This is a genomic window from Bradyrhizobium sp. CB3481 (assembly GCF_029714305.1).
Classification (GTDB): Bacteria; Pseudomonadota; Alphaproteobacteria; order Rhizobiales; family Xanthobacteraceae; genus Bradyrhizobium.
In genome coordinates this window covers 931,870-956,433 of sequence record NZ_CP121647.1, presented here as the reverse complement: position 1 = coordinate 956,433, position 24,564 = coordinate 931,870, and the positions used below count along the sequence as shown (strand labels likewise).

The following is a 24,564-nucleotide window of genomic DNA, read 5'->3' as shown; positions in this document are numbered from 1 at the left end:
GACGAAACAACAAACAACAAACAACACAGAGGGACGAAACCAATGAGGCTGTCACGGGCCATATTGACGATTGCGCTCGCCTCGCTCGGAAGCGCCGCCGCGCTCGCCGAGGGTGAGAAGGATGAAATCCGCATCGGGCAGACGCTGCCCTATAGCGGCCCGGCCTCGGGCTTCGGCATCATCGGCCGGGCGCAAGAGGCCTATTTCGAGAAGATCAATGCGGAAGGCGGCATCAACGGCCGCAAGATCAAGTTCATCAGCCTCGATGACGCCTATTCGCCGCCGAAGACGGTGGAGCAGACGCGCAAGCTGGTTGAGCAGGAGGAAGTCCTCTTGATGTTCGGCTCGCTCGGCACCGCCACCAACAACGCCGTGCACCGCTACCTCAACAACAAGAAGGTGCCGCAGTTGTTCGTCCTGAGCGGCGCGACCAAATGGGCCGACCCGAAGAATTTTCCGTGGACCATGCCCGGCATGGCCGCCTACCAGTCCGAAGGCGTGGTCTATGCCAAGCACATCCTGCAGGCCAAGCCCGACGCCAGGATCGCGATCCTCGCGCAGAACGACGATTTCGGCCGCGACTATGTCGCCGGCTTCAAGCGCGCCCTCGGCGACAAAGCGGCCAGCATGATCGTGTCGGAGGCGAGCTACGAGACGACGGCGCCGACCATCTCATCGCAGCTTGCGACGCTGAAGGCTTCCGGCGCCAACGTGCTGTTCGGCGTCGTGCTCGGCAAGTTCACCGCGCAGATGATCAAGGGCGTCGCCGAGATCAACTGGAAGCCGGACATGCTGTTCGTGCCGACCTCGGCGTCCTCGATCTCGTTCCTGGAGCCGGCCGGGCTCGACAATGCGGTCGGCCTGATCTCGTCCAGCAATGTAAAGGACACGCTGGATGCGCAATGGGCCAGCGACGAGGGGGTGAAGGAATATTTCGCTTTCATGAAGCGGTATCTGCCCAATGCAGATTTGAGCAATTCGAACTACGCTGCCGGCTACCACTACGCGAACCTGATGGTGAAGGTGCTGACCGCCTGCAAGGATGACTTCAGCCGCGCCAACATCATGAAGCAGGCGGCATCGCTACGTGAGGTGCCGCTGCCGCTACTACTGCCGGGCATCACGGTTACGACCGATTCGGAGGATTACCTGCCGTTCCAGCAATTGCGGCTGCGCCGCTTCGACGGCCGGAGTTGGGTCGGCTTCGGCGAGATTCTGGACGACCGCTAGTTGCGGACTTAAGGAGGACGAGTTGACATCGATCATCGGCGGCGACCGCCAGATCAGCTATCCCGAAATTCATGCCCGCATCGCGCGGGCGGCTTCCGGCTTCACGGCGCTTGGCGTCGGTGGCGCAATGCCGGTCGGCATGATGCTGCGCAACGATTTTGCGTTCTTCGAGGTCTCGGCCGGCGCCGCGGCGCTGGGCAGTCCGGTAGTGCCGATCAACTGGCACCTGAAAGTCGAGGAAGTCGCCTATATTCTTGCAGACAGCGGCGCGAAGATTTTGGTCTGCCATGCCGACCTGCTGCCGCAGATTCAGGACGGCCTGCCCGCCGATATCAGGCTTCTGGTGGTGACGACGCCGCCGGAAATCGCTGCCGCGTTCAACGTGCCCGCGGCGCTGACGCAGGTGCCTGAGGGCATGACCGATTGGGACCGCTGGCGCGACACCCATGCTCCCCTGGCCGCACCTCCGATCGGCAGCGCGCCAATGTTCTATACGTCAGGCACCACAGGCGCGCCGAAGGGCGTGCGCCGCAAGCCGATGACAGGGGAACAGCAGGCGGCCGCGGCCCGCGTCGGCGGCATCGCCTATGGCGTCAAGCCGAACGAGGACCAGGTCATCCTGATGAACGGGCCGATGTATCACTCGGCGCCGAATTCCTACGGCATGGTGGCGTTCCGCAGCGGCTGCACAATCGTGCTGGAGCCCCGCTTCGACCCCGAAGACATGCTGCAGCTCATCGAACGCCACCGCGTCACCCACATGCACATGGTGCCGACGATGTTCGTGCGTCTGCTGAGGCTGCCTGACGAGATCAAGCAGCGCTACGACCTGTCGTCGCTGCGCTTCATCGTGCACGGCGCGGCCTCCTGTCCCCCGGAGGTCAAGCGCGCCATGATCTGTTGGTGGGGACCCGTCATCAACGAATATTTCGGCTCGACCGAAACCGGCATTCCGGTCTGGCACTCGGCCGAGGAGGCGCTGGCGAAACCCGGCACCGTCGGCCGCGCTATCGAAGGCGGCGTCGTGAAAATCTTCCGCCCGGACGGTTCGCTGTGCGAGGTCGGCGAGCCCGGTGAGATCTTCATGCGGCAGATGTCGGTGCCGGACTTCGACTATCACGGCAAGGCCGAGGCCCGCGCGGAAGCCGGCCGCGACGGCCTCGTCAGCGTCGGCGACGTCGGCTATCTCGACAGCGACGGCTACCTGTTCCTGTGCGACCGCAAGCGCGACATGGTGATCTCGGGCGGCGTCAACATCTATCCGGCAGAGATCGAGAACGCGCTGATCGGCATGGACGGCGTGCGCGACTGCGCGGTGTTCGGCGTGCCCGACGATGAGTTCGGCGAGCGGCTGTTCGCCTGCATCGAGCCGGAAGCGGGTGTCACGCTGGCGCCGGCCGCGGTGCAGAAGTTTCTGCGCGGCAAGCTGGCGAACTTCAAGGTGCCGAAGGACATCCAGTTCATGGACGCGATGCCGCGCGAAGCCACCGGCAAGATCTTCAAGCGCAAGCTGCGGGATCTGTTTGCCGAGGGCAAACTGCGCGCGATTGGTTAAAGTTCGTCATTCCGGGGCGCGTCGCAGACGCGAACCCGGAATCTCGAGGTTCCGGGTTCGACGCTTACGCGTCGCCCCGGAACGACGGTAAATGAGACACGAATCCAAACACCGTTTTAAACATCATGGCTGTTGCAAAACGGTCATCGGACGGCGCAAAGATTGCTGCGTGTGAAACGCAGGGATCAAAGCCATGCAAGCCACCGACTTCATCGTCGCCCGCAATGACCTGCAGCAATGCAAGGTGATCGAGACGCAATTGCCCGATGCCGCCGCGCTGCCCGACGAGGCGCTGCTGGTAAAGGTCACGCGTTTCGCTTTCACCGCCAACAATATCACTTACGCTGTTCTCGGCGACCATCTGAAGTATTGGCAGCTCTTTCCGGCCCCCGACGGTTTCGGTAACGTTCCGGTATGGGGCCTTGGCGAAGTGATCGCCTCGAAGCATCCCGGCATAGCCGCCGGCGAAACCTTGTTCGGCTATTTCCCGATGGCAACGCATCTCGTCATCGAGGCCGCCGACGTCAACAAGCGCGGCTTGCGCGATGCCGCGGCGCACCGGCAGGGGGTGTCACCGGTCTATAACGCCTATACCCGGGTCAGCGGCGATCCGGCATTTGCCGATAAGCAGGGCGACTATCAGGCGCTGCTGCGGCCGCTGTTCGCGCTTTCGTTCATCGCCGATGACTTTCTCGCCGAGAACGAATTCTTTGGCGCGAAGCGCGTGCTGCTGTCCTCGGCTTCCAGCAAGACCGCCTATGGCCTCGCGCATCTCGTACACGCGCGGGGCATCGAGACGATCGGCCTGACGTCTGCCGGCAACGCCAGCTTCGTCAAATCGCTCGGCTGCTACGACGAAGTCGTGATCTATGATGACGTGAACTCGCTGCCGGAAGACCAGCCCGTGGCCTATGTCGACATGGCCGGCAACAGCCCGCTACGCGCGACGCTGCACCAACACTTCAGCGAGCAGATGAAATACAGCGGAATCATCGGGCTCACCCATCGCAAGTCGTCGCCCGGTGAGGCGGCGCAGGCGCTGCCGGGCGGGGGCGCCAAGCCACAATTCTTCTTCGCGCCGGACCACATCCGCAAGCGCGCCAAGGAATGGGGACCGGGCGGCTTCGATATGCGGTTTGGCGCCGCATGGGCCGGCCTTGTCCCGAAGCTGGACCACTGGATGAAGGTGAGCGAGCACCGCGGGCCTGCGGCGGTTCAGCGCGCCTATCTCGACACGCTGAACGGCCGCGTTCCGCCGGATCAGGGACTTATCCTGTCGTTATCGGAATAGGCGGCATCGCCTCACGCCCTTTCTGCGCCGTCCCGAATGGGTATAGGCTTCGATCACGGGAAACGCCGCGCAGACGGCCAGTGATGGGAAGCGCCCATGCTCGACAGGACGGACGACAGTTCGGTTGCCGCGGACACTTGGCTTGCCCAGTTCGAGGAGGCGCTGGCAAGGGCGGATGACGCGCTGCTGCATCAGCTGTTCCATCCCGACAGCTACTGGCGCGACGTGCTGGCGCTGAGCTGGAATCTCCAGACGCTCAATGGCCGGGAGGCCATCCTGAAGACGCTGCCGCCGCTGGCTCGCGAGATGACGCCCAGCAGCTTTGCCATCGCCCCCGGCCGCGCCGCCCCGCGCAAGGTGATGCGCGCCGGTACCAATGCGATCGAGGCCATCTTCAATTTCGAGACCAAGGTCGGTCGCGGCAACGGCATCATCCGCCTCATCCCGGACGAAGACGACGGCAATCGCCTGAAGGCCTGGACGCTGCTGACCGAGCTCGTCGAACTCAAGGGTTTTGAGGAACAGCTCGGCGTCAATCGGCCGCGCGGCAACGCCTATTCACGCGATTTTCGTGGGCCGAACTGGCTCGACCTGCGCAAGGCTTCGGCCGAATATGCCGACCGCGATCCGGCCGTCCTCGTCATCGGCGGCGGTCAATCCGGACTTTCGATCGCCGCGCGGTTGAAGCAACTCAACGTTGACACGCTAATCGTCGACCGCGAAAAGCGCATCGGCGACAATTGGCGCAAGCGTTACCATGCGCTGACGCTGCACAACCAGGTGCAGGTCAATCACCTGCCCTATCTTCACTTCCCGCCGAATTGGCCGACCTATATTCCAAAGGACAAGCTCGCCAACTGGTTCGAGACCTATGTCGAGGCCATGGAGCTGAACTTCTGGACCGAGACCGAGTTCGAGGGCGGCAGCTACGACGAGAAGGAAGGCCGCTGGACAGTAACGCTGCGCCGCGCCGGCGAGGAAAAGCGCATGCATCCGCGCCATGTGGTGCTGGCGACCGGCGTTAGCGGCATTCCGAACGTGCCCGAAATTCCCGGCTTGAAAAACTTCGCCGGCAAGGTGCTGCATTCCAGCCGGTATGACGACGGCGAGAACTGGAAGGGCAAGCGCGCCATCGTGATCGGCACCGGCAACAGCGGCCATGACATCGCGCAGGACCTCTATTCCAGCGGCGCCGACGTCACGCTGTTCCAGCGCTCGTCAACGCTGGTCGTCAGCATCGAGCCGTCGGCGCAGCTGGTCTACGCGCCCTACAATGAAGGCACGCTGGAAGATAACGACCTGATCGCGGTCTCGATGCCGCTGAAGCTGGCGCGCAGGAGCCATGCACTGACGGCGGAAAAGTCCAAGACGCTGGACCAGGAATTGCTCGATGGCCTCGAGCGCGTCGGCTTCAAGCTCGATTTCGGCGAGGACAATACCGGCTGGCAGTTCAAATATCTCACCCGTGGCGGCGGCTACTATTTCAACGTCGGCTGCTCCGATTTGATCGTCAAGGGCGACATCGCGCTGAAGCAATTTTCCGATCTCGATACGTTCACCGCCGACGGCGCCAGGATGAAGGACGGCGAGACCGTCAAGGCCGACCTCGTGGTGCTGGCGACCGGCTATCGACGCCAGGAGGAACTGGTGCGAAAGCTGTTCGGCGAGACGGTGGAGAAACGCGTCGGCACGATCTGGGGCTTTGGCGAGGCGCAGGAGCTGCGCAACATGTACACCCGCACGGGGCAGCCCGGCCTCTGGCTGATCGCCGGCGGCCTCGCGCAGTGCCGCATCGGCTCAAAACATCTGGCGCTGCAGATCAAGGCAATCGAGGAAGGCCTGCTGCCACGCTGACGCTCACCATTCGCCGTGATCGAGGATTTGCCTGATAAGGAAGGTTTCCGCCCGGCGCCAGGCGGCATCGTTGTCGCCGCGGAAGCTGATGTAGCGATCGAACACGATTTTCCGCGCGTTCACGTCGATGACGTCGAATTTTGCCTGCTGGACCAGCGTGCTCATCTTGTGAAAGCGGCCAATCAATAGATGGGTGGCGCCCGCCTCCCTTGCCTTCGCTAGCAGTTGGCTGTCATTGATCTCGCCCACCGAGCAGGCGTTTGGCGGACATTCAAGCGCTGCATTCGCAATCTTTCCGCTCGCTGCCAGATCGCTGCGCAATGCGGCTTCGAATTCACGCAACCGCCGGCGATGGTCGGCGCTTTGATCGATCACCTCACCCGAGGTATCGACATAGTGGATTTCGGCAACGGCGAGCACGGGCGTCGCCGCCTGCGCCCAGCCTTGCCGGACAGAACAGGCGCAGACAACAGCGGCAGCGGTCAAGGCCAGGCCCAACATCCGTAGTTTCATCGGCTTTCCCATCGCAATTGGTTCCTTTTCGGCGATGCACGTCACTGCTCGAGCAGCCGGCGTTCGATCAGCCAGCGCGCGCCGCGGCTCCAGGCCACGTTGGCGCCCATGCGCAGGTCGGTCTGCTTGACATCCACCAGCGCGCCGGACCGAGCGTCGCGTATCTTGTACGTGACAGCGTATTCCGTCCGGGTGATACGACTGACGATGGCGACCATCGACTGATCGGCGCCGAGCGCCGCGGCAATCTTGGCGTCGCACCCATCACACTCGCGCAACTTGCCGGCCTTCGCTGCCGGCTCGGTCGCGGCGCTGACATCGACGAGCTGGTAGCGGGCAGATTCTGCGATCAGCCGTCGCGCCTCTACCGTCGCAAGCCGCAACTGCTCGCGGTCGATCTCATCAGGCGCGACATAGGCCGCCCCGGCGCTGAAATCCTCAAGCTCAAATGGAAAGACGGCGATCTTGACCCGGGCCGGCACGGCCGTTTCGGCGCTCGAGGCCCCGATCGGTCCGGTCAGCAGCATTGCCGGACCAAGGAGGAAGGCGATGTAGCGCATGAGAGCCTCCTGGAACCAAAGACGTCGCTTTACCAGACCATGTCGCCCGATCCGCCGCCGCCCTGATACGGCAGCCATCCCGCGATCGGCCGGGTGAAATACCCGATCTTGCCTCGCCCGCTTTCTTCCCGGTGAAATTTGCTCCTATAGTGATGGCATCGGGAGGACGCTTGCGACAGGCAACCCACGCCATGACGAACCCTGTGCGCGCCGTCGATTTGAAGCTGCGGCTGACGCTGCGCGTTGCGGCCGTGGCGGCGGTTTGCTTTGTCGCCGTGGCGGCCTATGCCTTGTTCGACAGCGACAGGAGCGCCAGGGCCAAGGCGAGCCGCATTGCCGAAATCGTCGCCAGGGACCTTTCGCTGCAGCAATCGCAGGCGCGCTGGCTCTCGGTCTCCACCAGCGCAACGCCGGATCTGCAGCGCGTCGCGGCGTTGATGGAGCCGGGCCTGTGCATCGCCTACCGCGACAATTCCGGCGCCTTTCTCCAGGGGGTGTGCAGCGGCGCTCCCGCCGACGACATCTCCGCGCCCGAAAGTTTCGCATCGATCTATCGCGCCATCCTCCGCCCGGGCGAACCGGTCTCGATGCCCGTCCTTGTCGACGGAACGGCCCGCGGCGTTGCGGTCGCGACCTTCGACGCGGCGGCGCAGATTGGCCGGAGCTGGCGCGAGGTGAGCCGTCTGCTCGCCATCATGGCCTTCGCGCTGGTGGGGCTTTGCATCGCCGTCTATGCCGCGCTGGCGCGCGCGCTGCGGCCGACGCAGGCGATCGAGGCAGGGCTGCAACGGCTGGCGGCGAACGATCTTTCCGCGCGCCTGCCCCGTTTCGACCTCGCGGAATTGTCGGCGATATCAGACGTCTTCAACACGCTGGCGCAACGGCTGCAGGCGACCCTCGCCGAGCGCAGCGCCTTGACGCGAAAGCTGGTCGAGGTGCAGGACGAGGAGCGGCAGCGCCTTGCACGCGAACTGCATGACGAGTTCGGCCAGTCGCTCACCGCCATCGCGGCGCAGGCTGCCTCCGCCGCCCATACGGCGGAACGCGAATGTCCGCCGCTGCTGGAAGAATGCCGCGGCATCTCGCGCACGACCGCGGGGCTGATGGAGACACTGCGCGGCGCGCTGGTGCGACTGCGCCCCCCCGATATCGACGAGCTCGGCCTTGCCCTCAGCCTGCAAAGCCTGGTCGCGAGTTGGAACGGCTACGGCAAAGGCCGCACCCGCTTCGACATTACTGTCATCGGTGAAATCGACGATCTGCCGCCTGCGATCTGCGCCAATCTCTACCGCGTCGCACAGGAGGCGATCACCAATGCAGCCAAGCACGCGCAGGCCAGTTGCGTGCAACTGCATATCGAGGCCAAGGCAACCGACATCGTTCTGACGGTCGAGGATGACGGCAAGGCTGGCAGCAACCCTGAACCGAAAACTGGCATGGGACTGCTCGGTATGCAGGAGCGGGTGATCTCGCTCGGCGGCACGCTGCGCTTCGAACCGCGGCCAACGGGAGGCACGCGGCTTGTCGTCAACATCCCCCATGCTGGAGCAGCGCCTTGAAAAGCGCCTGCAGCCACACCCGCGTGATGCTGGTGGACGACCACGCCATCGTGCGCGAAGGTTACCGCTCGCTGTTGCAGAAGCAGGATAATTTGCGGGTCGTCGCCGAGGCCGACAGCGGCGCGGAGGCCTATCGCATCTACAAGGAGGCCGGTCCCGATCTCGTGATCATGGACGTCGCGATGCCGGGCATTGGCGGCGTCGAAGCCATCCGGCGCATCCGGCAATGGGACAAGGCCGCGCGCATCCTCGTCTTCTCGATGCACCAGAGCGCCGCCTACGCAATCCAGGCGATCAAGGCCGGCGCCCGCGGCTTCGTCACCAAGAGCAGCCCACCCGATGCGCTATTGCGCGCGATCGCCGAGGTGATGGCGGGACGCATCGCCCTCAGTCCCGACATCGACCATGAACTCGCCATCAGCCGGCTCGCCGACGAGCCGTCGGCCGTGGAGGCGCTGAGCCCGCGGGAGTTCGAGATCCTGCGCATGCTGCTGGCCGAGAAGTCGGTCGAGGAGATCGCCGATACGCTGCACATCAGCGTCAAGACCGCGGCCAACACCCGCTATCAGATCCGCGCCAAGCTCGGCGTCGCCTCCGACATCGAGCTGGTGCGCCTGGCGCTGCGCCAGCGGATCATCGCGGTAGAGGACATGGAAGGTTAGGCTGGAAGAAACGTGCCATGCGCAAATCCCCCTCGTGCTTCCTGCAGGTCTCTGCAACACTCCCGGCCAACAAATACGAATTGGGGAGAAGCGCATGCCAACCATCCTGGGCTCGGGCGAGCACCGTTACCGTGTCGTCGAAAACTGGGCGAAGCTGCCGGACGGCTGGCGCCTGACCGACGTCGCCTCCGTGGCCGTCGACAGCAAGGACCGCATCTACGTCTTCAACCGCGGCGATCATCCGATGGTGGTGCTGGACCGCGGCGGCAATTTCATCCGGAGCTGGGGCGAAGGCCTGTTCAACCGCGCGCACGGTTTGCACATCGACGCCGACGACAATCTCTATTGCACCGACGACGGCGACCACACCGTGCGCAAATGCACCGTTGACGGCAAGGTGCTGCTGACGATCGGCATTCCCAACAAGCCGGCGCCGTTCATGAGCGGCGAGCCGTTTCACCGCTGCACCCACACCGCGCTGTCGCCGCAGGGCGAGATCTACGTCTCCGACGGCTACGGCAACGCCTGCGTTCACAAATATTCACCCGATGGAAAGCTGCTGAAGACCTGGGGCGAGCCCGGCACCGATCCCGGCCAGTTCAACATCGTGCACAACATCGCGACCGACGCCGACGGCTGGGTCTATGTCGCCGACCGCGAGAACCACCGTGTGCAGGTGTTCGACGGCAACGGAAAATATGAGACGCAGTGGAATTTCCTGCACCGGCCCTGCGCGCTGTGCTGCTGCGGCGGCAAGGCGCCGACCTTCATCGTCGGCGAGCTCGGCCCCGGCATGGCCGTCAACCGCAAGGTGCCCAATCTCGGCCCGCGGCTTTCGATCGTCGACGCAAAAGGCAAACGCATCGCCCGCCTTGGTGGCGAGAACGGCCCGGGACTCGAAGCCGGCAAATTCCTCGCGCCCCACGGCATCGCGCTGGATTCCAGGGGCGACATCTACATCGGCGAAGTCGGCGTCACCGACTGGAAGACCAGCTTCCCGGATACGCCGATGCCGCCGGAAGTCGGGATCAGCCGCTGCCTGCAGAAGCTGGAGAAGATGTAGGCCGGCAACGTCAGCCCTGCCCACTGAACAGGCGGTGCTCGCGGGCAAGGCCGTCGCCGACGAGATCGAAGAACGCACGGACCCGGGCGGTCCGTTTCAGATCGGTGTGAGTCACGATCCACAATTCACCGGCCAGATCCGGCACCGGATCCGGCAGCACACGGACAAGGCCGGACTCTTCGTCGCCGAGATAGCAGGGCAGCAGCGCGAGACCGATGCCGGCCTTGGCGGCGGTGAACTGATTGACGAGGCTGTTGGTCCGGTAGACGAAGGCATCATCCGGCACGGTGCGATTGAGCCAGTTCGCAGCCATGATGCCGGCGGCGGTATCCTCCCATCCGATCACGCCATGGCGACCGAGATGTTCGACCGACGACACGGTTTCGCCTCGCTCGCCGAGATAGCCGACGGCGCCATAGATGGCCCATGCGACATCCGCGAGCTTGCGGCCCCAGAGATCGCCCTCCTTCGGCCGCATCGGGCGCAGCGCGACATCCGCCTCGCGCCGCGACAGGCTGAGCACGCGGTTGTCGATAACGAGTTCGACAACGATGCCGGGATGGGTTTGCCGGAATTTTGCGAGACGGCCGGTCAGCTTGCGATAGGCGAGCGTTTCCGAGGAAGTGACGCGCAAGCGTCCGGAGAGACGATGGTCGCGCCCTGCAATGTCGCGGTCGATCGCGAGCGCCTCCTCCTCCATGCGCTCCGCCGCAGCCGCCATGCGCTCGCCCGCCGGCGTCGCCTGATAGGCACCGCCGGGCAGCCGTTCGAACAGGCGAACCCCGAGCCGCGCCTCCAGGGCATTCAGACGCCGGAACGCCGTCGAATGGTCGATATCGAGCGCCTTGGCGGCGCCGGTGAGGCTGTTTGCCCGATGCACCGCCAATACGAGTTGGAGCTCGTTCCAGTCTTCCATGGCCGCTGAACTATGGCGCGCTTGCAGTTTCGCAAGTGACGCTGGCGCAATTCCAACGTGCTTTCCGCATCGCCAGACACTACCTGCCCCGTCAGGATGACGTGAGAAACACCGATGAGGCTTCGACCCGAAGCACATCTCGTCATCGCAACGATTGATCTTCAACATGGGAGTTCGAAACATGGGTGCACCATCCCCGGAACTTTGCAATCTTTGGCTGGCCCGCGCCTTCAATGCGCAGGATGTTGACGCCGCGGCGGCGATGTATCACCCCGAGGCCTCCATCGTTCAGGTCGACGAGGTCCATGGCGGCAGCACGGTGGCACGCGGCGCCGACGGCATCCGCAAGACGATGGCGGCCTATGTCGGACTGAAGCCACATATGGATGTCGTAACGCATCATACGACCGTCTCTGGCGATTTCGCGATGACGCGGTCGCAGTGGCTGATCAAAGGCACCGACGCGCGCGGCAATCCGACCGAGGTGCATCACCACGGCATGGAGGTTCATCGCCGGTTGCCCGACGGCACCTGGGTGTTTTTCATGGATCATCCCTTTGGCGCCGATCCGAGTTGGGCGGTCGACACCCCGCCGCATACCGAATAACAGTTTGCCTGCACGACCCGGAGAATTGCCAATGCAGGAACTAGCATCGCTCGCCAGTATCGTCGCCGCACTCAGCATCGGGGTAATCAGCCCCGGCCCCAGCTTTGTGATGGTGGCCCGCGTGGCCGTCGCATCAAGCAGGCTCCGGGGGCTTGCCACGGCGCTGGGCATGGGCGCCGGCGGCGCCCTGTTCGGCGCGGCGGCGCTGCTCGGGCTGCAGAGCGTCCTTCTGGCCGTGCCGGCGCTCTATGCCGCCCTCAGGGTGCTTGGAGGCCTCTATCTTTGCTACCTTGGTTTTCTGATCTTCCGATCTGCGCGGCAACCTCTTGCGATGGTCGAAGCCGGCGGCGAGGCCGGCTCGCGGCCCTTCCGCGCGTTCTGGCTTGGCTTCACCACGCAGGTGAGCAACCCGAAGGCGGCGATCGTCTATGCCAGCGTGTTCGCTGCCCTGCTCCCGGCTTCGTTTTCAACGGGATTCGCCGCCGCGCTGCTGGCGGCGGTGTTTTGCGTAGAAGCCGCCTGGTACGCGCTGGTCGCCTTTCTGTTCTCCTCGGCCGGGCCGCAACGGGCCTATCTATCGTACAAGTCCTGGGTCGATCGCACGGCCGGCGCGGTCATGTTCGGCCTCGGCCTGAAGCTCGTAACGAGCGCCGCCAAACCGTAGACGCCGCCGCGCAATAATGCCGGCTCTGACCGCCTGTGGCGCCCTATCACGAGGGATTGACCGCGAATCGCGATCTTGGCGAGCCGCGGAACCAGAGCGTTTTTCAGGGCTATACCGGCCGAACACGCGTTCCCGCTGCTGGATAAGCCCCGGAACGCTCTTCACAATCCCGTCACGCTGCCTGTAGTATGCAGGGCGCATGCTGCTTCGCAGCTAACATGGGGGTCAGGAGCGTTACTTGAACGCACATGTCTCGCAGGGCGGTTGGCCGGTATTGGTGCTGAACGCGGACTTCCGGCCGCTGAGCTACTACCCGCTGTCTCTCTGGTCGTGGCAGGACGCGATCAAGGCGGTGTTTCTCGATCGCGTCAACATCGTCGAGCATTACGATCGGGCGGTTCACAGCCCGAGTTTCGAAATGCAGCTTCCGAGCGTGGTGTCGCTCAAATCCTTCGTTAAGCCGACCACGCACCCCGCCTTCACCCGCTTCAACGTCTTCCTGCGCGACCGCTTCGTCTGCCAGTATTGCCACGCGCATGACGACCTCACCTTCGATCACATCATCCCGCGCAGCAAGGGCGGCCAGACCACGTGGGAAAATGTCGTCGCCGCCTGCTCGCCATGCAATCTGAGGAAGGGCAACCTGACACCGCAGCAGGCGAAGATGTTTCCGCGCCAGGCGCCGTATGCGCCGACGGTGCATCAGCTGCACCGCAACGGCCGGCTGTTTCCGCCGAACTATCTGCACGATAGCTGGCTCGATTATTTGTACTGGGACACCGAGCTCGATCCGTAAGTCTCGGCCGACTCTGCTTGAGCCTGCATCTTCTGCATCTGCATCTACGCGCCTTGTGGCGCCGTCGAAGTGCCGACAAACTCTACGACAGATTTATTGGTGCCGCTGGGCGACGCGCCTCCGCTTCATCTGCGTGCGAGCGAACACACGCTACCCAAGGTGCTCTTCACTCTGTCCGCCAATTCTGCCACGATGGTTTCGAGGTGCCGCCTCGTCAAAACAAGAGCGCATCAACGCCCGAACGGAAACGTCCCATGCTGATTCCCATCGCCGACGTGCCGCGTTGGTATGCCGAACGGAAACCCAAGGACACCATCGCGGTCAGTCACGGCTCCGATGCCATCACCTGGGAACAGCTCGAGCGCAACGCCAACCGACGCGCCCGCGCCTTTGCCGCCAAGGGCGTCAAGCCGGGCGATTTCGTCGCCATCGGACTTCCCAACAGCAATGTGTTCTTCGAAACCACCTTTGCGGTATGGAAATGCGGCGCGACGCCGACCTCGCTGACCTGGCAGCTGCCGCGCGGCGAGGCCGCTGCCGTGCTCGACATTCTGAGGCCCTCGCTGGTGGTCGGCGGCCAGGCGGACTGGAATGCGCCGAATTCGCTGCCGGCCGATTTCGAGCCCGAAGGTTTTTCCGACGCGCCGGTCGACAATCCGGTGGCGCGCTACTGGAAGGCCATGACCAGCGGTGGCTCGACCGGCCGGCCGAAGGTGATCCTCGATCACATGCCTGCGGTGGTGGAGACGACATTTCCCTCCCCGCTCGGCATTCCGCAGGACGCTTCGCTGCTCAATCCGGGGCCGCTCTATCACAATGCGCCGTTCATCGTGTCGCATACCGCGCTGTTCAACGGCGGCCGCGTCACCGGCCTCGTCAAATTCGATGCCGAGGAGACGCTGCGGCTGATCGAGAAGAACCGGGTGCAATGGGTCAATTTTGTACCCACCATGATGCACCGCATCTGGGCGCTGCCGGACGAGGTGCGCAACGCTTACGACCTGTCGAGCCTGCAGATCGTGTTTCACATGGCCGCGCCGATGCCGCCATGGCTGAAGGAGAAATGGATCGAGTGGTTGGGCCCGGAGCGGATCTACGAGCTCTATGGCGGCACCGAGCGGCAGGGCGCCACCATCATTTCCGGCACCGAATGGCTGACGCACAAGGGCTCGGTCGGCAAGATCGGTGAGACCTGTCGTCTTCGGATCATCGGCGAGGACGGCAACGACGTCGCGCCCGGCGAGACCGGCGAGATCTACTTCCTGCCCAATGACGGCGCCGGCTCGACCTATCACTATCTCGGCGCCGAGCCGAAACGCCGCGCCGACGGCTGGGAATCGCTCGGCGATATCGGCCGGCTCGATGCGGAAGGTTATCTCTATCTCGGCGACCGGCTCGCCGACATGGTGCTGCGCGGCGGCGCCAACATCTATCCGGCCGAGGTCGAGGCTGCGGTGACAGAACATCCCGACGTGCGCTCTTGTGTCGTCGTCGGCCTGCCCGATGCGGAATTCGGCCAGCGCGTGCACGCCATCATCGAACTGGATGGGAACACCGATGCACAGGCCGTCGCCGACGGCATGGGAGCGTTCCTGGCCGACCGGCTCAGCCGCTACAAGCACCCCGAGAGTTTCGAGGCCGTCCGTGCCGGCCTGCGCGACGATTCCGGCAAGGTTCGCCGCACTTTGCTCCGCGACGAACGCGCCGGCTGGATGAAGGAGAACCGCGATTTCCGGATCATCCCGGCCCGGGCGCCGGCCAGGGCGGATTGATGCCGGATTGAAGGCGGGAGCCGGCTCCCGGTATCAGCGAGGTTTTATCAGCACACATCCATCGGTAGGATGCCCTCGATCGGCGTACCGATTGGCGACCGACCGCATGGGGCCTGCAATGTCATTCCGCAAGGACAACAGCGACTACGAGGCCTGGCTGGCCGAGCAGTGCGACGTCGTCAAGAAAGACATCGCCTACAAACACCACCGCATGAAGAAGAGTCCCTTCATCTTCTTGCGGGCGACCTATTTCCGCTGGGCCAGAAAAATTGGCGACTGGTGTCCGGAACTGATGGATGCGCCGAAACTGCTTTCGATCGGCGATCTGCACCTGGAGAATTTCGGAACCTGGCGCGACGCCGACGGGCGTCTGGTCTGGGGCGTCAACGACTTCGATGAAGCCGCCGTAATGCCCTACGTGCTCGACCTGGTCCGGCTGGTGACCAGCATTCAGCTTGCGCCGCATCCGGCCGTCGACCCCCGACGCGCCGCCAAGGCCGTGCTCAGGGGCTATCGCGAGGGCCTCGAAGAGCCGCAGCCGGCGCTGTTGTTCGAAGGCCAAACCTGGCTGCGGCCCTACGCCGAGCCTGCAGAAGACAGACTCCAGAAATTCTGGAACGAAGTTGCGGACTACCCGCAATATCAGCCGCCATCCAGGGTCGCCAAAGCGCTGATTGAAAATCTGCCCGATGGCGTCGAAAAAAAGAACGTTCGTCTGTGCAGCGTGCCCTACAAGGGTGGCGGCAGCTTGGGCCGGCCGCGTTATGCAGCGGTCGGCCACTGGCGCGGCGGCCAGGTCATACGCGAAGCCAAGGCGCTGGTGCCCTCGGCGTGGACATGGGCCAGCGGCGAAAAATCCGGGAATTCGAATTTCCTTGAATTGGCGAACGGCCGCTATCGCGCGCCGGATCCGTTTCTCCAGGTGCGCCATGGCTTCGTCTTTCGACGTGTTGCCGCCGATTCCCACAAGATTGAGCTGGGCGCTGACGCCGGGAAAAAATTGCAGCTCAATCTGCTTGCGGCGATGGGCTTTGACATCGCCTCGGTCCATGCGGCGGGCTTAGCGCCGATCAAGGCGCTGCGGGCCGACCTTGAGAGGCGCCCGCGCGGTTGGTTGAACGCTGCTGCCGAGGTCGCGGCTGACAACGTCAAGCGCGATTATCGGGAATGGCGGAACTGATGCCGCTTCCAGCGGCGCGTCAACGGTAACCCCGGCGTTCAATCTGCGATCTCGATCCGCGGCCGCTTCGCTGATATAATCCGACAGAATAATCGCTGACAGGACCGTGATCTATTCGGGTCGCGCGGCGTTGGTGGTGGACGCGCAGACGTTTGGGAGACCCCTTCATGGCATCTTTGACCGAATGGAGAGTGCCGCCCGCCAACCAGCCTCGGCCGGGCGACTACGCCTTCGATCTCGACAGAACCCTGTCGTCGGTGGTCGGCCTGCATTCGATCATTCCGCCCGACGCCCACAGCGCGGAAACGCTCGGCACCGAACGTGCCGGCAATGGCGTCGTCATCGATCATGGGCTGGTGCTGACGATCGGCTATCTGATCACCGAAGCCGAAGCGGTCTGGCTGCATCGGGGCGACGGCCGCGTGGTGGAAGGCCACGCGCTCGGCTTCGATTTCGAATCCGGCTTCGGGCTGGTGCAGGCGCTCGGCGACTTAGACCTCGATCCACTGCCGCTCGGCTCTTCGGCCACGGCGGCGGTCGGCGACCGCGTGGTGGTCGGCGGCGCCGGCGGACGCACCCGCTCGGTCGCCAGCCAGATCGCGGCCAAGCAGGAATTCGCCGGCTATTGGGAATACCTGCTGGACGAGGCGATCTTCACCCATCCCGCGCATCCCAACTGGGGCGGCACCGGGCTGATCTCGAACCGTGGCGAACTGATCGGCATCGGCTCGCTACAGCTCGAACGCGAACGCGAAGGCAAGGCCGAGCACGTCAACATGATCGTGCCGGTCGATCTCCTGAAGCCCGTGCTCGACGACATCAGGAAATTCGGCCGCGTCAACAAGCCGGCGCGGCCCTGGCTCGGCATGTACACCACCGAAATCGACAACCGCGTCGTGGTCGTCGGCATTGCCGGCAAGGGGCCGGCCGCACGGGCTGAATTGAAGACCGGCGACGTCATCCTCGCCGTCAACGGCGACAAGGTGACGAGCCAGACCGGCTTCTATCGCAAGCTCTGGTCGCTTGGGAATGCCGGTGTCGACGTGCCGCTCACAGTCTATCATGAGGGCCTCACCTTCGATGTCGTGCTGGCCTCGATCGACCGCGCCAAGCTGCTGAAGGCGCCGAGGCTGCATTAAATTAATAAGGCTGCATTGATAAGGCTGCATCGACCTGAGGCGTTATTGAACGTAGAGAGTATCCAATGAGCGAGGCCGTGGTGGACGACATCGTGGCCGTGTTGCCGCCGCTGCTGCAATCACTGGAGGCGCTCGGCTTCGTCGCGCGCTACCTCAATCCGCCGGATTTCGACCGTGTGATGCAGGCCGCCGGCCAGCCGGACGAAGCGTTGCGCGCGGTCCGGCCGCGGCTCGCGCAGTGGCCCGAAAAATTCGCCGACATCAAGATGGCGCTAGAGGCAGCGAGCGACGCGGCGCTGACCGCGTTCGCAGGGCTACGCCTCGTCCAGAACGGCAATGGCGATTTCGTCAGCCTGTTCCGCGCGCTGCGTTACGCGCCGCGCGCGCAGGAGGCGCTGTATGCGCTGGCGCCGAGACTGCCGCCGGTGAACGAGTTCTTTGTCGATCCGGCGCTGCGCACCGACGCCGATCTCGCAGCGAGGCTGGCGGCGCCGGCAGCCGAAAACACCGGCATCTTCCATGAGCGCAACGAGCCCGGCAGCCGCGGCGGCTTTTCGCTCTACGTGCCGGAATATTATACGCGCGAGCGCGCATGGCCGCTGGTGATGGCGCTGCACGGCGGCAGCGGCAACGGCCGCGGCTTCCTGTGGAGCTGGCTGCGCGACGCCCGCAGCCGCGGCGCGATCCTGGTCGCGCCGACCGCCACCGGTTCGACCTGGGCATTGATGGGCGACGACACCGATACGCCGAACCTGATCCAAATCCTGGAATCGGTGCGCGCCCGCTGGAATGTCGATCTCGAACGAATGCTGCTCACCGGCATGAGCGACGGCGGAACGTTCTGCTACGTCGCCGGGCTCGATGGCGCCTCGCCCTTCACCCACCTTGCGCCGGTGGCCGCGACGTTCCATCCGCTGATGGCGGAGATGGCCGACGCCGAGAGGCTGCGCGGCCTGCCCGTTCATATCGTGCATGGCCGGCTCGACTGGATGTTCCCGGTGCAGGTGGCGCGGCAGACGGCGCAAGCGCTCACGGCCGCCGGCGCCAACGTCACCTACCGCGAGCTTGACGACCTCAGCCATACCTACCCGCGCGAGATGAATGCGGAAATCCTGACATGGCTGGGCGGGGGACCATGATCTCCCGCGGCAGTGCTGGCCTGCGCCAAGCTTAATTCGGCGCGCTCAGCATCACCACGCGACAACGGCGTCGATGCACCATCCGCAATCGCCTCCCGCCGATGCCTGGCAAAGCGCGATCGTAAGCCGCGGAACCAAAGCACGACATCCGCGTTGATGACCGTCACGGAGGAACTGTCATGCAGACGTTTGTCGGAATGATTTTGGGTGCGCTGCTTTTGGTTTGCGGCGTCTATGTCTATGATTCCATGCAGACGTCGAGTGTCGCAAGCGGCCAAGTGGCGCAGGCCAACCGTACCATCGTCAATTGGGACGTAGCGAAGGCCGATTGGGACAGACTGAAGACGCGCACCCATGAGGAATGGGTGAAGATCTCGTCGCGGTAATTTGCCTTTATCGACATGACAACTCGCCGTCGTTCCACGCGACGGCGTTTTGTTGTGGGCGACTATTGTCGCGGGCCTTCATGGTTCGAGACGCGCTGCGCGCTCCTCACCATGAGGGTCTCATGACGTCAGTTAGCCTTCTTCGCCTTGCGCGCGTCGGCGATCACCGTCTCGAATTCTGCCATCGTCAGAATGCCCGGCACGCGGAACTTGCCGACGATGAACGACGGCGTGCCCTTGAATCCGAAAGCCACCGCCTGAGTGTGGTTACGGGCGAGGATTTTATCGATCGCACTGGCGTTGGCCGCGGCGTCGCGGTTCAGGCGGTCCATGTCGAGGCCGGCACCATCGAGCAATTCGCGGACACGCGGTTCGGTCAGCTTTGAGCTGACGCCGATCAGCGCCTCATGCGCAGGCATGTATTTGTCCTGATACTTCGCCGCCAGCGCCATCCGCGCCGCGAATTTCGAGACCTCGCCGAGGATCGGCCAGTCCTTCAGCACCAGGCGAACCTTGCCGTCGTCCTGCACCACCTGCCGGATCTCAGGCGCGACCTTGCGGCAATAGGGGCAGTTGTAGTCGAACCATTCGACGATGTTGATGTCGCCGTCGAGATTGCCGGTTGCGGGCACGTCGGGATCGCGCAGCACCAGCGCTTCGGTCAGCACGTCGTCGACACGCTGCGCAAATGCCGGTGGCGACGTGAGCAAGGTCGCACCCGCGCTGAACAGGCCGAGCGCCTGGCGCCGCGTATGTCCCGGGCTGGTTCCGGCCGGATTGTTCAAACGCTTCATCTTTGTCTCGCGAAAGGCTGCATTTCCCATTCTTACGGGTGAGATGGGGATATGTTACGCGCCAGCATATAGAGCGCTACCGCAATAATGACCACGGCGAACACGATATTGAGCGCGCCGCGACGCTCTGCGAGATAGCGCGCCGAACGCGTGCCGGCGAGTCCGCCGGCGATGCCGCCCGCGACGAACAGCCCCGCCAGCGCCCACGACACCAGCCCGGACCATGCGTAGCTGGCAGCCGTCGTCAGGCCGAATGCGGTGACTGCGACCAGCGAGGAGGATACCGCGTTCAGGATCGGCATGCCGGTCGCCAGCATGAGGGCCGGCACGATCAGGAAGCCGCCGCCGATGCCGAAGAATCCCGACACCGTTCCAGTGACGAGCCCAAGGCCGACGATCGCCGGCATGTTCGACATCGAGGCCTTGACGCCGGTCAGGCCGACACGCGCGCGCGTCTTCAGCATCAATAGCGCGATCACGATCATGACCAGCGCGAACAGCGCCAGCAGCTTCTGGCCGTCCATCATCTTGCCGAGGATTGAGCCGCCGAACGCCCCGAGCATGCCGGAGACGGCAAAGATCAGGGCGCAGGACCAGATCACGGTGCCGCCGCGCGCATGGTTGGACAGATTGACCGCCGCGTTCGCCGCCACCGCGATCGCGCTGGTGCCGATCGCGACATGGGGCTCCGCCACGCCGACCACATAGACCATCAGCGGCACCGCCAGGATCGAGCCACCGCCGCCGACCAGGCCCAGCGAGAAGCCGACCAGTGCCCCCGAGGCCAGCCCCAGGACGCCCTGCGCTGTCGTGATGATCAAGTTGAAAGACTCTGTTGCACGGCGCGACCATAGAAGGATTTTTCACATCCTGCCATGCCGGCAGCATGATTTTGCACCGCAATAGCGTCAGGCCGTCGCGAGTGCCATGCCACTGGCGGCATCTTCGCGGCCCCGCAGCGCCATCAGCGTGCCGCTCATGGTCGCGATCAACGTCTCCTCGCCACCGTGCAGCGCATAGGCGCGCGCCTCGCAGACGGTGAGCGTGCGGCCGGGCTTGACCACGGCGGCGCGGAAGGTGAAGCGCTCGCCGCGCGCCGGCGCCAACAGGTTGGTCTTGAATTCCACGGTGAGAATGCTCGAGCCGGCGGGCATCAGCGTGAAGGCGGCGATGCCGCAGGCATTGTCGAGGCCCGCCGTGATTACCCCGGCATGGATGAAACCATGCTGCTGGGTGAACGCGGCCGAATAGTCCATCGCACGATCGACCTCGCCCGGCTCCAGGCGGGCGATCGAAATGCCGAACGTCTTCATCGCACGCTGCGCCTCGAACGTTTGAATCGCAATCGCGCGAAAGTCTGGATTTTTAGGCTGGAAGCGCGCCATGCCGTTCACGCCAGTACAGGCTCGAGGTGGCGCATCGCGGCATCGCGAATCGCGGGCGCAAAGGCGACCGACTTGCGCGCCTGCCGGTCCATATGGACGCCGACGAACTCGCAAGTCGCGGCGATCTCGCCGGTCTCGGCGTTGCGCATCTCGTGCACGAAGCGGATCGACTTGTCGCGGACTTCGAGCAGCCGGCTTTTGACCTCGACGATGTCGCCGGCGAGCAGCTCGCGCTTATAGGTGATGTTTTGCTGCACGGCGGCCATGCCGCGGCCGGACGTGCGCAGATAGGACGGCGTCAGGCCGAGCCGCGCGAACAGATTCCAGTTCGCCTCGTCGAACTTACCGACATACCACATGATGTTCATGTGCCCGACATGGTCGCACTGCCAGGGATAGACCGTGCCGCGATAGGTCGCGTCCGTCTCCATCGTTCGCCTCCCGCCCTTTTCCGATTCTGATACGGTAGCGTATCAGGCGCCGCGTGGGTTAACAATACGGTACCGTATCAAGAATCGGTGAGACCGGACCATGAGCGACGCCAAAGCGGACACCAAGGCCGAGGTGCGCAGCGAGAGCTGGATCGAAGCCGGCCTTGAGGAAATCGCCCGGACCGGCGTCGAGGGCGTACGCGTCGAGGTGCTGGCCAAGCATCTCGGGGTCACCAAGGGCGGCTTCTACCGCCGCTTCCGCGATCGCGCCGCTCTGCTGGAGGCCATGCTGCAGCAATGGAGCGCGGGCCGCATCGCCGCGATCGAGCGGCACACCAGCCTCGACGGCGCCACGGCCCGCGAACGGCTGAAGGCACTGATTGCGCTCTATTCCGAGCGCATGAACACCGAAGGCATGGCGGTCGAGCTGGCGATCCGGCAATGGGCCCGCGCCGACGAGCTTGCCGCGGGCGCGGTCGCAAGCGTCGATGCGGCGCGGCTGAAGAATGTCGGGCAGCTCTACCGCGCGACGGGCTTGCCGGCCGAGGAAGCCGATGCGCAGGCGTTCCTGTTCTACTGCTTCGTGTTCGGCCAGAGCTTGCTATTTCTCGAGCGCGGCCAGCGCAAGCGCGCGCAACTGGTGGCGAAATCGGCCGAGACGCTGGTCCGCGAAATATAGGCGCGGCCGGAACGTCCGGCCGCGCCCTTGTTGATTGCTGCTCAGGCCGAGCCCTTCAGCTTCTTGTTGCATTCGCTGTAGTAGCCGCCGCCCTTCTGGATCCACTTCAAGCCGCCATTGCCGTTGCTGGCCTTGTTGGCATTGTATTGATCGAGGCAGGTCTGCATGCGCTGCTTCGCAGGCTTGTCCTTCGCATATTTCGCATCGATCGCGTTCGGAAAGACCGCAGGACCGGCCGGCGCAGCGGGTGCCGCAGCCTCCTTCGCAGCTTCCTTCTTGGATGATTTCTTGGCGGCTTCCTTCGGCTCCGCGGCTGGCGCGGCGGCGGCGGCCGGCGCGGGCGTGGCATCGGCGCCGCACTGCGCCTTGCGGAAGTCGTTCCACTTCTGGTCGCCGAGCGTACCGGCGGCCTTGGCGGCCTGGTATTTGGCGCTGCATTCCTGCGCTGTCAGCGCATTCGCCTGCGTCGTCATCAGCAACGCGGCAAACCCTGACACCGCAACTGCACCCAGTATTTTTGCTTGAATAGTCATCCCTGGTCTCCATGGGGATAGTCATCTGCGGGCGGCATCCTAGCGCAACTACAACTTGCGACAATGCGAAGACGGCGCGTCCAGGAAAAATTTTTGTGAGGCGCGCTTCCGCTTGTTCACCCGCGGTTCAGCATGAGAGCACGACGCTCGCGCTTTAGTTTTTGTGCCGAGGTGTCTCATGACGAAGCTGTCCTGCCTTGCCACCGCGACTGCCGTGGCTTCCTTGCTGTTGATCGGCGCCGCATCGGCGCAGACCGCCGCGCCGGCCAAGACTGAAGCGACCAAGACCGAAACCAAGGCGCCGGCGGAGAAGAAGGCCGAGAAGCCGCGGACCGCGGCCTCGCTCGAATGCTCCAAGGAAGCCGACGCCAAGGGGCTTCACGGCAAGGAGCGCCGGAAATTCCGCGCCGAGTGCAAGAAAACCGCGGCCGCCAAGGCGAAGTGATCCACCGAACTGTCCCCGCGCATTGCTGCAATCGCGTGACGCATTTGTAGCGCGGGGACGGATTTGCCATAAGGCGGCGTGACCCTGATCCCCGCCCCGATTTCCGCCGCCATTTCCGACCGCGCCAAAGTTTTGGGCACGCTGGAGACGCTCGCCATCGGCAGTGCCGGCGGCCTGCTGTTCCTGTGGCTCAACCTGCCGGGCGGGCTGATTTCCGGCGCGATGGCTGCGGTCGGCATTGCCGCGCTCGCGGGGCGTCCCGTCACCATGCCTGCGATCCTGACGCAGACCGTGCTGGTCTTGCTCGGCATCACGCTGGGCTCGCTGGTGTCGCGGCAACTGATCCAGCACATGAGCGCCTATCCGCTCACCATCGGCCTGTTGGCGCTGGCGACTTTCTGCTCGACCTTCGGCTCCAGCCTCTACCTGCAGCGGGTGCACGGCTGGGACCAGACCTCGGCGCTGCTCGCCGGCAGCCCCGGCGCGCTGTCGCAGATCACCATGCTCGCCGCCGAGAAGGGCGCCGATGTCGCGGCGATCGCCGTCGTGCAGACCACGCGCGTGATCATTTTGACCGCCGCGCTGCCGCTGTTGCTGGCACTGACCGGCGTCGCGCCGAGCGCGCCGATCGACCTGATGAATGTCGTGGTCGCCTCGCCGCTCGAACTCGCCGTGCTGGCGGCGGCCGCCGTCGCCGTTGCGCTGGCCCTGCGGCTGGCCAAATTTCCGGCGAGCTGGATGTTCGGCGCGATGATCGCCTCCGCCGTGCTGCACGGCATCGGCCTGATCGAGGGCGGCCTGCCGCCCTGGATGCGCAACATCGCGCTGGTCGGCATCGGCGCCGTGATCGGCACGCGCTTTGCGCGGATCAGCAAGAAGACGCTGGTCAGCCATATCAATGCCGGGCTCGGCTCGTTTGCGGTGGCGATTCTGATCTCCGGTATTTTCGTCACGGTAATCGTGCTGGCCACCCATGTGCGCTTCGCCGATGTCGTGGTCGCCTTCGCGCCGGGCGCGATGGACGCCATGCTGGCGCTGGCGCTGACGCTGCATATCGACCCGATCTTCGTTGGCGCCCATCATCTGTCACGCTTCGTGTTCGTCTCGATCACGACGCCGGGCATCGTGCATCTGTTCGGCCGTCCGCAGGAGGATGTGGACGATTAGCGGTGGCGGACTTCGTAGGATGGGTAGAGCGAAACCCATCGCTCATGAGTCCTGATATTGATGGGTTTCGCTGCGCTCTACCCATCCTACGGACCGCGTCCTACCCCTCACTGCGAGCCCAACACATAGCCGTCATCCCCGCGAAGGCGGGGATCCAGTACACCGCGGCTTCTCGGTTCAATCACTGCGGCCTCTGGAATACTGGGTCCCCCGCCCCAGTGCGCAATTGCGCACAAGGCGGAGG

At 64.3% G+C, this 24,564-nt stretch carries 26 protein-coding genes; 18 read left to right on the top strand and 8 right to left on the bottom strand.

The window, feature by feature from the left end; genetic code table 11:
* The first annotated feature begins 42 nt into the window (after window positions 1-42).
* The 4 genes from QA643_RS04575 to QA643_RS04560 all read left to right on the top strand — a co-directional run bounded on the left by QA643_RS04575 (window position 43) and on the right by QA643_RS04560 (window position 5,930).
* The gene (locus QA643_RS04575) at window positions 43-1,230 is read left to right on the top strand and encodes an ABC transporter substrate-binding protein (RefSeq protein ID WP_283032017.1); all 1,188 of its coding nucleotides are present in this window, start codon (window positions 43-45) and stop codon (window positions 1,228-1,230) included.
* Window positions 1,231-1,252: 22 nt separating this feature from the next.
* The gene (locus QA643_RS04570; RefSeq protein WP_283032016.1) at window positions 1,253-2,785 is read left to right on the top strand and encodes an acyl-CoA synthetase; all 1,533 of its coding nucleotides are present in this window, start codon (window positions 1,253-1,255) and stop codon (window positions 2,783-2,785) included.
* Window positions 2,786-2,978: 193 nt separating this feature from the next.
* Complete coding sequence (locus QA643_RS04565; protein WP_283032015.1) at window positions 2,979-4,076, top strand: DUF2855 family protein; 1,098 nt, start codon at window positions 2,979-2,981, stop codon at window positions 4,074-4,076.
* 96 nt (window positions 4,077-4,172) lie between these two features.
* Window positions 4,173-5,930 carry an NAD(P)/FAD-dependent oxidoreductase gene (locus QA643_RS04560; protein ID WP_283032014.1) on the top strand — a complete coding sequence of 586 codons (1,758 nt, stop codon included), beginning with the start codon at window positions 4,173-4,175 and terminating at the stop codon, window positions 5,928-5,930.
* A 3-nt stretch (window positions 5,931-5,933) separates the two neighbouring features.
* On the opposite strand, the gene QA643_RS04555 is transcribed toward QA643_RS04560, so the two are convergent.
* Window positions 5,934-6,443: a DUF2380 domain-containing protein gene (locus QA643_RS04555; RefSeq protein ID WP_283032013.1), complete on the bottom strand. Its 510-nt coding sequence runs from the start codon at window positions 6,441-6,443 to the stop codon at window positions 5,934-5,936.
* Window positions 6,444-6,484: 41 nt separating this feature from the next.
* Window positions 6,485-7,003, bottom strand: coding sequence for a DUF3280 domain-containing protein (locus QA643_RS04550; protein WP_283032012.1), 519 nt, complete (start codon window positions 7,001-7,003; stop codon window positions 6,485-6,487).
* Window positions 7,004-7,194: 191 nt separating this feature from the next.
* Here QA643_RS04550 and QA643_RS04545 point away from each other — a divergent pair, with 191 nt between their 5' ends.
* From QA643_RS04545 to QA643_RS04535, 3 genes are all read left to right on the top strand, one after another.
* Window positions 7,195-8,562 (top strand): sensor histidine kinase, encoded by a 1,368-nt coding sequence (locus QA643_RS04545; protein ID WP_283032011.1) that lies wholly within the window; start codon window positions 7,195-7,197, stop codon window positions 8,560-8,562.
* A gap of 26 nt (window positions 8,563-8,588) precedes the next feature.
* A complete protein-coding gene (locus QA643_RS04540; RefSeq protein WP_283034712.1) occupies window positions 8,589-9,224 on the top strand; it encodes a response regulator transcription factor in 636 nt (211 codons plus the stop codon).
* A gap of 94 nt (window positions 9,225-9,318) precedes the next feature.
* On the top strand, window positions 9,319-10,287 hold the full coding sequence (locus QA643_RS04535; RefSeq protein WP_283032010.1) for a peptidyl-alpha-hydroxyglycine alpha-amidating lyase family protein: 969 nt from the start codon (window positions 9,319-9,321) through the stop codon (window positions 10,285-10,287).
* Between the two features lie 10 nt (window positions 10,288-10,297).
* Here the strand turns inward: QA643_RS04535 and QA643_RS04530 are convergent, their stop codons facing one another.
* Window positions 10,298-11,203, bottom strand: coding sequence for a LysR family transcriptional regulator (locus tag QA643_RS04530; protein WP_283032009.1), 906 nt, complete (start codon window positions 11,201-11,203; stop codon window positions 10,298-10,300).
* A 181-nt stretch (window positions 11,204-11,384) separates the two neighbouring features.
* Between QA643_RS04530 and QA643_RS04525 the strand changes: the two genes are divergently transcribed.
* The 8 genes from QA643_RS04525 (at window position 11,385) to QA643_RS04490 (ending at window position 18,886) form a co-directional block, all read left to right on the top strand.
* The gene (locus QA643_RS04525; RefSeq protein ID WP_283032008.1) at window positions 11,385-11,810 is read left to right on the top strand and encodes a nuclear transport factor 2 family protein; all 426 of its coding nucleotides are present in this window, start codon (window positions 11,385-11,387) and stop codon (window positions 11,808-11,810) included.
* A gap of 31 nt (window positions 11,811-11,841) precedes the next feature.
* Complete coding sequence (locus QA643_RS04520; protein WP_283032007.1) at window positions 11,842-12,474, top strand: LysE family translocator; 633 nt, start codon at window positions 11,842-11,844, stop codon at window positions 12,472-12,474.
* Between the two features lie 238 nt (window positions 12,475-12,712).
* Window positions 12,713-13,270, top strand: a complete 558-nt coding sequence (locus tag QA643_RS04515; protein ID WP_283032006.1) for an HNH endonuclease — start codon at window positions 12,713-12,715, stop codon at window positions 13,268-13,270.
* Between the two features lie 254 nt (window positions 13,271-13,524).
* A complete protein-coding gene (locus QA643_RS04510; protein ID WP_283032005.1) occupies window positions 13,525-15,042 on the top strand; it encodes an AMP-binding protein in 1,518 nt (505 codons plus the stop codon).
* A gap of 7 nt (window positions 15,043-15,049) precedes the next feature.
* Window positions 15,050-16,222 (top strand): DUF2252 family protein, encoded by a 1,173-nt coding sequence (locus QA643_RS04505; protein WP_283032004.1) that lies wholly within the window; start codon window positions 15,050-15,052, stop codon window positions 16,220-16,222.
* 167 nt (window positions 16,223-16,389) lie between these two features.
* Window positions 16,390-17,361, top strand: a complete 972-nt coding sequence (locus QA643_RS04500; protein ID WP_283032003.1) for a S1C family serine protease — start codon at window positions 16,390-16,392, stop codon at window positions 17,359-17,361.
* 65 nt (window positions 17,362-17,426) lie between these two features.
* On the top strand, window positions 17,427-18,500 hold the full coding sequence (locus tag QA643_RS04495) for a phospholipase (RefSeq protein WP_283032002.1): 1,074 nt from the start codon (window positions 17,427-17,429) through the stop codon (window positions 18,498-18,500).
* 179 nt (window positions 18,501-18,679) lie between these two features.
* Window positions 18,680-18,886 (top strand): hypothetical protein, encoded by a 207-nt coding sequence (locus QA643_RS04490; RefSeq protein ID WP_283032001.1) that lies wholly within the window; start codon window positions 18,680-18,682, stop codon window positions 18,884-18,886.
* Window positions 18,887-19,014: 128 nt separating this feature from the next.
* Here QA643_RS04490 and QA643_RS04485 read toward each other — a convergent pair whose 3' ends face one another.
* From QA643_RS04485 to QA643_RS04470, 4 genes are all read right to left on the bottom strand, one after another.
* Entirely contained in the window at window positions 19,015-19,680 is a 666-nt protein-coding gene (locus QA643_RS04485; RefSeq protein WP_283032000.1) for a DsbA family protein, read from the bottom strand.
* A 32-nt stretch (window positions 19,681-19,712) separates the two neighbouring features.
* Window positions 19,713-20,498 (bottom strand): sulfite exporter TauE/SafE family protein, encoded by a 786-nt coding sequence (locus QA643_RS04480; RefSeq protein WP_283034711.1) that lies wholly within the window; start codon window positions 20,496-20,498, stop codon window positions 19,713-19,715.
* A 90-nt stretch (window positions 20,499-20,588) separates the two neighbouring features.
* Window positions 20,589-21,065 carry a PaaI family thioesterase gene (locus tag QA643_RS04475; protein WP_283031999.1) on the bottom strand — a complete coding sequence of 159 codons (477 nt, stop codon included), beginning with the start codon at window positions 21,063-21,065 and terminating at the stop codon, window positions 20,589-20,591.
* Between the two features lie 5 nt (window positions 21,066-21,070).
* Window positions 21,071-21,496 (bottom strand): acyl-CoA thioesterase, encoded by a 426-nt coding sequence (locus QA643_RS04470; protein ID WP_283031998.1) that lies wholly within the window; start codon window positions 21,494-21,496, stop codon window positions 21,071-21,073.
* A gap of 100 nt (window positions 21,497-21,596) precedes the next feature.
* Between QA643_RS04470 and QA643_RS04465 the strand changes: the two genes are divergently transcribed.
* On the top strand, window positions 21,597-22,175 hold the full coding sequence (locus tag QA643_RS04465; RefSeq protein ID WP_283031997.1) for a TetR/AcrR family transcriptional regulator: 579 nt from the start codon (window positions 21,597-21,599) through the stop codon (window positions 22,173-22,175).
* A 41-nt stretch (window positions 22,176-22,216) separates the two neighbouring features.
* Here the strand turns inward: QA643_RS04465 and QA643_RS04460 are convergent, their stop codons facing one another.
* On the bottom strand, window positions 22,217-22,708 hold the full coding sequence (locus QA643_RS04460) for a hypothetical protein (RefSeq protein ID WP_283031996.1): 492 nt from the start codon (window positions 22,706-22,708) through the stop codon (window positions 22,217-22,219).
* 178 nt (window positions 22,709-22,886) lie between these two features.
* Between QA643_RS04460 and QA643_RS04455 the strand changes: the two genes are divergently transcribed.
* Both QA643_RS04455 and QA643_RS04450 read left to right on the top strand, forming a co-directional pair.
* Window positions 22,887-23,153 (top strand): PsiF family protein, encoded by a 267-nt coding sequence (locus QA643_RS04455; protein WP_283031995.1) that lies wholly within the window; start codon window positions 22,887-22,889, stop codon window positions 23,151-23,153.
* A gap of 78 nt (window positions 23,154-23,231) precedes the next feature.
* The gene (locus tag QA643_RS04450) at window positions 23,232-24,320 is read left to right on the top strand and encodes an AbrB family transcriptional regulator (RefSeq protein WP_283031994.1); all 1,089 of its coding nucleotides are present in this window, start codon (window positions 23,232-23,234) and stop codon (window positions 24,318-24,320) included.
* Window positions 24,321-24,564 lie beyond the last annotated feature (244 nt).

Bases quoted from the DNA above. Each gene is read 5' to 3' on its own strand.
- QA643_RS04575 (WP_283032017.1), top strand. From the start codon at position 43: ATGAGGCTGTCACGGGCCATATTGACGATTGCGCTCGCCTCGCTCGGA.
- QA643_RS04565 (WP_283032015.1), top strand. From the start codon at position 2,979: ATGCAAGCCACCGACTTCATCGTCGCCCGCAATGACCTGCAGCAATGC.
- QA643_RS04560 (WP_283032014.1), top strand. From the start codon at position 4,173: ATGCTCGACAGGACGGACGACAGTTCGGTTGCCGCGGACACTTGGCTT.
- QA643_RS04555 (WP_283032013.1), bottom strand. From the start codon at position 6,443: ATGAAACTACGGATGTTGGGCCTGGCCTTGACCGCTGCCGCTGTTGTC.
- QA643_RS04550 (WP_283032012.1), bottom strand. From the start codon at position 7,003: ATGCGCTACATCGCCTTCCTCCTTGGTCCGGCAATGCTGCTGACCGGA.
- QA643_RS04545 (WP_283032011.1), top strand. From the start codon at position 7,195: ATGACGAACCCTGTGCGCGCCGTCGATTTGAAGCTGCGGCTGACGCTG.
- QA643_RS04540 (WP_283034712.1), top strand. From the start codon at position 8,589: ATGCTGGTGGACGACCACGCCATCGTGCGCGAAGGTTACCGCTCGCTG.
- QA643_RS04535 (WP_283032010.1), top strand. From the start codon at position 9,319: ATGCCAACCATCCTGGGCTCGGGCGAGCACCGTTACCGTGTCGTCGAA.
- QA643_RS04530 (WP_283032009.1), bottom strand. From the start codon at position 11,203: ATGGAAGACTGGAACGAGCTCCAACTCGTATTGGCGGTGCATCGGGCA.
- QA643_RS04525 (WP_283032008.1), top strand. From the start codon at position 11,385: ATGGGTGCACCATCCCCGGAACTTTGCAATCTTTGGCTGGCCCGCGCC.
- QA643_RS04520 (WP_283032007.1), top strand. From the start codon at position 11,842: ATGCAGGAACTAGCATCGCTCGCCAGTATCGTCGCCGCACTCAGCATC.
- QA643_RS04510 (WP_283032005.1), top strand. From the start codon at position 13,525: ATGCTGATTCCCATCGCCGACGTGCCGCGTTGGTATGCCGAACGGAAA.
- QA643_RS04500 (WP_283032003.1), top strand. From the start codon at position 16,390: ATGGCATCTTTGACCGAATGGAGAGTGCCGCCCGCCAACCAGCCTCGG.
- QA643_RS04495 (WP_283032002.1), top strand. From the start codon at position 17,427: ATGAGCGAGGCCGTGGTGGACGACATCGTGGCCGTGTTGCCGCCGCTG.
- QA643_RS04490 (WP_283032001.1), top strand. From the start codon at position 18,680: ATGCAGACGTTTGTCGGAATGATTTTGGGTGCGCTGCTTTTGGTTTGC.
- QA643_RS04485 (WP_283032000.1), bottom strand. From the start codon at position 19,680: ATGAAGCGTTTGAACAATCCGGCCGGAACCAGCCCGGGACATACGCGG.
- QA643_RS04475 (WP_283031999.1), bottom strand. From the start codon at position 21,065: ATGGCGCGCTTCCAGCCTAAAAATCCAGACTTTCGCGCGATTGCGATT.
- QA643_RS04470 (WP_283031998.1), bottom strand. From the start codon at position 21,496: ATGGAGACGGACGCGACCTATCGCGGCACGGTCTATCCCTGGCAGTGC.
- QA643_RS04465 (WP_283031997.1), top strand. From the start codon at position 21,597: ATGAGCGACGCCAAAGCGGACACCAAGGCCGAGGTGCGCAGCGAGAGC.
- QA643_RS04460 (WP_283031996.1), bottom strand. From the start codon at position 22,708: ATGACTATTCAAGCAAAAATACTGGGTGCAGTTGCGGTGTCAGGGTTT.
- QA643_RS04455 (WP_283031995.1), top strand. From the start codon at position 22,887: ATGACGAAGCTGTCCTGCCTTGCCACCGCGACTGCCGTGGCTTCCTTG.